The sequence below is a fragment of the Janthinobacterium leeuwenhoeki genome, assembly GCF_051380795.1.
GTDB lineage: Bacteria > Pseudomonadota > Gammaproteobacteria > Burkholderiales > Burkholderiaceae_D > Janthinobacterium.
Genome location: NZ_JBNYXT010000014.1, coordinates 114,325 through 120,609, shown reverse-complemented (window position 1 = coordinate 120,609; position 6,285 = coordinate 114,325). Strand labels below are relative to the sequence as shown.

Genomic DNA, 6,285 nt, shown 5'->3' with positions numbered 1-6,285 from the left:
CTCCAGATCCGCAGTCGCCCGCGGCACCCTTGCCGTTCAGCTAACTCTTCCCCTTGTCGGGCGAGTAGAGGACTTGCACCTCCCAGTGAGTGCGCCCTGCCGGGCGCACCGCAAAAAAAGCCGGGGCGGGAGATATCCTCCCTGCCCCGGCTTGCCGGACTACCTGCCGATGCCGGCTGCTTAGCGGATGTAATTGAACAGCGACAGGCCGGAGATCGAAGTAAAGGACTTTTGCGCCGCCTGCAGGGTGATCTGCTGCTGGCTGAACAGGGAAATCGTTTTCACCATGTCCAGGTCCTGCAAGCCCGACAGGGTGCTCGCATATTGCAGGTCGAGGTCGTCGCCGGCGCTGTCGAGCGTGTCGAGTTCCTTCAGGCGCGAACCGACTTCCGCGCGCACCGACAGCACGTTATCGTAAGCCGTATCGATGATATTGTGCGCCGTGTTCAGACTGGCCGTCAGGCGCGCCTGCCCTGCGTCGCCCGAGGCCGGCTGGCCCAGCGCGCCGATCAGGTTGGTAATCGTGGTAAAGATCGATTCCTTGCTGCTGGGCTCCAGGGTGAACTTGTCCAGGTCGGCCGGCTTGCCGGCGACATTGACTTGCTGGCCGTCAAAGTTAATGGCATCGCCCGATTTGTAGGCCACCGGCACGGCGGGATTCGGGATGGTCTGGCCCAGGGTCACGTCCGTCACGGTATAGGTCGTCTTGGCATCCGTGCCCGTGCCCGTCACCTGGAAATCGATCGTGTACTTGTGTCCCGTCAACTTGGTGGGATCGGTGACGGTGCCGCCGGAAATGATGCCGGCGCCGCCGCGCGTGAAGTTGCCCGGATCGGCCGCCGTGGTGAACTTGCCGTTGCCCGTCAAATTGTTCTCGAACACGGTCGCGCCCGAATCGCTGGTGGCCAGGTAGCGGGCCGAGCCCACTTGCAGCTCGCGCTGTCCCTGGTCGCCCACATAGGTGGCGCCGCCGGGCGTCTGGCTGAACGGTTGCGTCGTCGACTTGTAACCGGAAAACAGGTAGCCGCCCGCGTTGTCGGACGTGTTGGCGATGCCCATCAGGTCGGTCAGGCGCCCCTTCAGCTCGGTGGCCAGGCTCTGCCGATCGATATCCTTCAATGCCGGATTACCGGCCTTCAGCACCAGTTGCTGCACGTCGGCGAGCAGCGAGGTGGTACTCGCCAGGGCCAGCTCTTCCTGCGAGAGGAAATTCTTGGCGTTCGAGCGGTTCGTCACGAATTGCGTGTTGATCGTTTGCGACTGCGTCACTTCCAGCGCGCGCGCCGAGGCAATCGGATCGTCGGCCGGCGTCAGATTGCGGCGATTTGCCGACAGCTGCATCTGCGTGCGGTTCAAGGCGCCCTGCAGATTGTTCAGCTGCGTGCTGCCCCCGTCATAGATCATTTTGGTACTGATGCGCATGATGCTGCCCTTCCTGATGGCGGCGGGGCGCTATGCGCCGCCGCTTGAATAATTAACGTCCGAGGCCGATGACCACGTCGAACAGGGTACTGGCGATCTGCATGACCTTGCCGCACGCCTGGTAGGCTTGCTGATAACGCAGCAGGTTGGCCGCCTCTTCATCGAGGTTGACGCCGGAAACGGCCTGCTGCTGCGTGCTAGTTTGTTGCAACAACGCAAGACTGGCCAGACCGCTGACCTGTACTTCTCGCGTCTTGTTGCCGACATAACTGACCGTTTCCGCGTACGAACCCTGGAACGTGGCCTTGCCGCCATCGAGAATGTTTTTCGTCTGCAAGCCCGCCAGCAAGGAAGCATTGCGGTTATCGCCCACGCCGCCCGAGTTCGGCGCAATGGTGAATTTATCGCCTTGCGCGGGCGCCCCCGTCATATTGAAGCTGACGCCGCCAAAGCTGAAGCTGTCGCCTTCCTTGTACGGAATACTCGCCGTGCCGGCCGGATACGTGGTGGTCGCGCCGTTCAAGCCTTTCACCGTCACGGCCTGGCCCGCGGGGAAACCCGACAGCGAGGTGGTCACCTTGTCGTACGTCAAGGTGACAGTGCCCGTCAAGGCGTTGCCCGGCGCTAAATACGCCTTGTCCACGCTACCTGGACCGAGCTTGCCGCTACCCGTATTGCTGACGGGCGCGCCCGTGGTGATCGGCGCGCCGGCGGCCAGCTTGTTGCGGTCGGTAATCGCCACGGCCAGGTCGGAAGCGCCGTGCGCGGTCGGCCTGACCATGAAGTTGTCGCCTTCGGCAGCCGTGCCCGTGATCGAGAAGTCCACGCCGTCGATGGTTTGCGGCACGGTTTGCGGATACGGATTGATGGTCGTTTTTGCACCGTCGCTCTGGCGCGTCACCACATAATTGGCGCCGTCATACTTGACGGCATAGTCGCTGGCCGTCAGCTTGGTCGGATCGCTGACCTTGGCCGACAGCGCGGTCGTGCTGGTCGCGTTGTTGCGGTAGTCGGCGCCGATGACGGGATTGGGCAACTTGAAGAAGTCACCCCCCATGTCGCCATTCAAGTCCTGGCCCAGCTTATGCTGTTCATTGAAGCTGGAAGCCAAAGCGATGGCGACCTTGCCCAGCGAATTCTGGATGCGGTCCAGGCTGCCGCTACGGAATTCCAGCAAGCCGCCCAGCGCACCGCCGCTGAGCGAACTTTCCGACAGCTTGGTGACGCTCGTGCCCGTCACATAGCCCACATCCAGGCGGTTCGGGTCAGTCGGCGACGGCGTGGTGGCCAGTTCAAAGTTCTTGTTGCCCACCACCAACGGCTGGCCCGAGCCGATCGAGACGGTAATCGAGTTGCCGGCGCCAGGCTGAACCGTTGCCTTGACGTATTTGTTCAGCTCCGTGATCAGCTGGTCGCGCTGGTCCAGCAAGTCGTTGGGCTGATTGCTTTCATTCACGGTCAGGTTGGTAATCGCGGTATTGAGTTCCGCGATCTGCTTGGCGTAGGAATTGATCACCTTGACGTTCGAGGTGATCTGCGAATTGACGCCATCGCCGATTTCCGTCAGGCGCGCGCTGAGGCCCTGGAAGCGCGCCGTCAGCGAGTTTGCGCTCGACAACATTGCCTGGCGCGACGAGACGGACGAGGGATTCGAGCTGAAATCCTGCACGCCCTTGAAGAAATCGGCCATCGCCGGCGACAGCCCGGCCGTGGGGTCGGCCAGCATATTGTCGATCTGGCTGATCTGCGTGTAATACGCGTCGAGCGAACTGGTGGTCGACTGCGCGCCGTTCACCTGGGCCGCCATGAAACCGTCGTACTGGCGCTTGACTTGCGATACCTCAGTACCATTGCCAACAAAACCATAACCGGCATTGTTGAACTGCGCCGTCTGCTGCAGCACCACCTGGCGGTTGTAACCGTCCACGTTGGCATTGGTGATGTTATGCCCGGTCGTCGACAGGCCCACCTGCGCTGCAAGCAAACCGCTTTTACCGATGCTGAGTAAATTCGAAGTCATGGTGTCTTATTGGTTACCGTCAAAGGTATTTACGGCAGCCGCGGCGAAAACTTGAAGCGCGCGACCTGCACAAAGGTAGGAAGGCGGCTTAACCGACCAGCGAATTCTTGATGATTTTTGTCAATTTGGCAGCGTAATTCGGGTCCGTCGCGTAGCCGGCCTTTTGCAAGCCTTGGGCGAACGTGCTGGCGTCACCCGCGCTGGCCAGCACTTTTTCGTAGCGTTTGTTATTGGTAATCAACTGCGCATAATCCTTGAAGCTGTCCGCGTAGCTGTCGTAAGCGCGGAATTTCTCCACCTTGCGCTGCGCCTTGCCATTCACATATTCGGTCGTGACGGCTTCCGTGACCTTGCCTTTCCAGTCGCCCGTGGCCTTGATGCCGAACAGGTTGTGGCTGCTGCTGCCGTCGCGGCTGATGATTTCGCGCTTGCCCCAGCCCGTTTCCAGCGCCGCCTGGCCCAGCATGAACTTGGCCGGGATGCCGGTGGCGCGGCTGGCTTCTTCTGCATGCACGCCCAGCTTTTCCTGGAAGGCGCGCACGTGCGGCGCCTGCGTGGCGTTGGCCTTCTCGCTCAGCGTCTTGCCGCTGGCGGCGGCGCTGCCTGCGACGTCGCTGAGGGCGCCCTGCTGCTGGCGGAAGGCGGCCAGCGCCTGCGCCATGCTGGAGGAGCGGGGCGACGGCGCTTCGGCGCCATCGGCGGCCAGCGCCTGGTTCGACGACGACAGCTGGCGGATCAGCACGTCCGCCAGGCCCGTGCCCCGCTTGGCCAGGTTCTGGCTCGTCTGCTGGTCCAGCATCGAGGTGTACATCTTGCTTTGCTGGCTATCCATGATGCCGTCCTGCGGCGTGGCTTCGCGCATGCTTTTCATCATCATGTTGATGAACATGGCTTCGAATTGCGTGGCCGCCTCTTTCAGGGCGGCGGGGTCCTTCGCCCTGGCGGACTGGCGCAAGCCATCCATGCCCTTGACGTCATAGGCGGCGGTATTGCTGAGGTCGGTTTGGCTGATCATGGCATGTCCATCAAATGATTTCGAGTTCGGCACGCAGCGAACCGGCCGCTTTCATCGCCTGCAGAATGGCAAGCAAGTCTTGCGGCGAGGCGCCGATGGCGTTGAGGGCCTTGACCACCTCGGACAGCGAGGCGCCGCCCTTGACCAGCATGACCTTGCCCGGTTCCTTCTTGATATCGATCTGCGCCGTCTGGGTGACCACCGTGCGCCCGCCCGACAGGGGGGCCGGCTGGCTCACTTGCGGCTCGACATTGATGGTGACGGACAGGTTGCCGTGCGAAATGGCGCACGTTTCCAGGGTCACGGACTGGTTCATCACGACGGAACCGGTGCGCGCATTCATGATGACCTTGGCCGCCAGGCGGGCCGGGTTGACTTCGATGCTTTCCAGCTGGCCCAGGAAGGACACGCGCTGGTCGCTGCCGCTGGGCGACTGCACCTGGATCACGCGGCCATCGAGCGCGGCGGCCGTGCCGGCGCCGTAACGGCTGTTGATGGCGTCGACCACGCGGCTGGCGGTGGCGAAATCGGTGGCATTCAATTCCAGGCGGATGGTGTTGTTGGCGCCCAGCGCCGATGGCACGCTGCGCTCGACTGTCGCGCCGCCCGAGATGCGTCCCACGCTCAGGTGGTTGATGACGACCGAGCTGCCGGCCGCCTGCGCGCCCACGCCGCCCACCAGCACGTTGCCTTGCGCCATGCCGTACACCTGGCCATCGGCGCCCTTCAATGGCGTCATCAGCAAAGTGCCGCCGCGCAAGCTTTTTGCATTGCCCATCGACGATACCGTCACGTCGAGCAACTGGCCCGGCTGGGCAAACGCGGGCAAGGCCGTCGTCACCATCACGGCAGCCACGTTTTTCAGCTGCAAACTGGTGCCTTGCGGCAAGTTGATACCTTGCTGCTGCAGCATCGCCGCCACGCTCTGGATGGTGAATGGGGTTTGCGTGGTCTGGTCGCCGCTGCCGTCAAGGCCGACGACGAGGCCATAGCCCATCAGCTGATTCTGCCGCACGCCGGCGATGCTGGCCAGATCCTTGATGCGCTCGGCCTGCGCCACGGGCGCCAGCAGAGAGATAGCCAAGCCGACAATGGCGAAAAAGCGGGGAAAAGTAAAAGTCACCATGATCAGAACGGCAACAGGCTGAGGAAGAAGCGCGACGCCATCGAGGCCATTTCGGCGCGGTCGATCTGGCTGTTGGTGCGGTATTCGACGCGCGCTTCGGCCACCTGGGTCGATGGCACGACGTTGCCCGTGCCGATGGTATCCGGATTGACCATGCCCGAGAAGCGGATGAATTCCGTGCCCTTGTTCATGGCGATCTGTTTTTCGCCGGCGACGATCAGGTTGCCATTCGGCAGTACTTCAATGACCGTCACGCCGATCACGCCGGAAAACGTGTTGCTGGCGGACTGGTTGTCGCCATCGGCAAATTTCGTCGCGCCATTCGCCGCCACGCTGCCGCCCAGGCGGCCCTGCAGCATGCCCGGCGTGCTGAAGCCCACGCTGCCCGACTTGTTGCCGGAACTGGCGCCCGCCTTGACGGCATTCGTGCGCTCGGTGATGGCGATCGTCATGGTATCGCCCACGTGGCGCGCGCGGCGGTCTTCGAAGGCGGGACGGTAAGTCGACGGCTGGTAGATGGCGCCATTGCTGACGACCACCGGTTCCGGCATCGGCGCGCGCGTGGTGGTGGGATATTGCACGATGGACGTAGGCGTGATGGCGCAGCCGGACAGCAGGACTGCGGACAACAGGGCGATGATGGGGTATTGCATGGCGAACCTCCGCTGCCATCCGGCGGCGGATGGCATGACGACTATGAAA

Annotated in this window: 5 protein-coding genes; all 5 read right to left on the bottom strand. The window is 62.6% G+C overall.

All coding sequences use genetic code 11. The features are described 5' to 3' along the window. Nucleotides 1-180: 180 nt before the first annotated feature. Complete coding sequence (gene flgL / locus ACQ4WS_RS13600; RefSeq protein ID WP_436477020.1) at nucleotides 181-1,422, bottom strand: flagellar hook-associated protein FlgL; 1,242 nt, start codon at nucleotides 1,420-1,422, stop codon at nucleotides 181-183. A 52-nt stretch (nucleotides 1,423-1,474) separates the two neighbouring features. After that, a complete protein-coding gene (flgK, locus tag ACQ4WS_RS13595; protein ID WP_436477019.1) occupies nucleotides 1,475-3,442 on the bottom strand; it encodes a flagellar hook-associated protein FlgK in 1,968 nt (655 codons plus the stop codon). A gap of 88 nt (nucleotides 3,443-3,530) precedes the next feature. Beyond that, nucleotides 3,531-4,457 (bottom strand): flagellar assembly peptidoglycan hydrolase FlgJ, encoded by a 927-nt coding sequence (gene flgJ, locus ACQ4WS_RS13590; RefSeq protein WP_436477017.1) that lies wholly within the window; start codon nucleotides 4,455-4,457, stop codon nucleotides 3,531-3,533. 10 nt (nucleotides 4,458-4,467) lie between these two features. Beyond that, on the bottom strand, nucleotides 4,468-5,583 hold the full coding sequence (locus ACQ4WS_RS13585; protein WP_436477015.1) for a flagellar basal body P-ring protein FlgI: 1,116 nt from the start codon (nucleotides 5,581-5,583) through the stop codon (nucleotides 4,468-4,470). Between the two features lie 2 nt (nucleotides 5,584-5,585). Then, the gene (locus ACQ4WS_RS13580) at nucleotides 5,586-6,236 is read right to left on the bottom strand and encodes a flagellar basal body L-ring protein FlgH (protein ID WP_436477013.1); all 651 of its coding nucleotides are present in this window, start codon (nucleotides 6,234-6,236) and stop codon (nucleotides 5,586-5,588) included. Nucleotides 6,237-6,285: the final 49 nt, after the last annotated feature.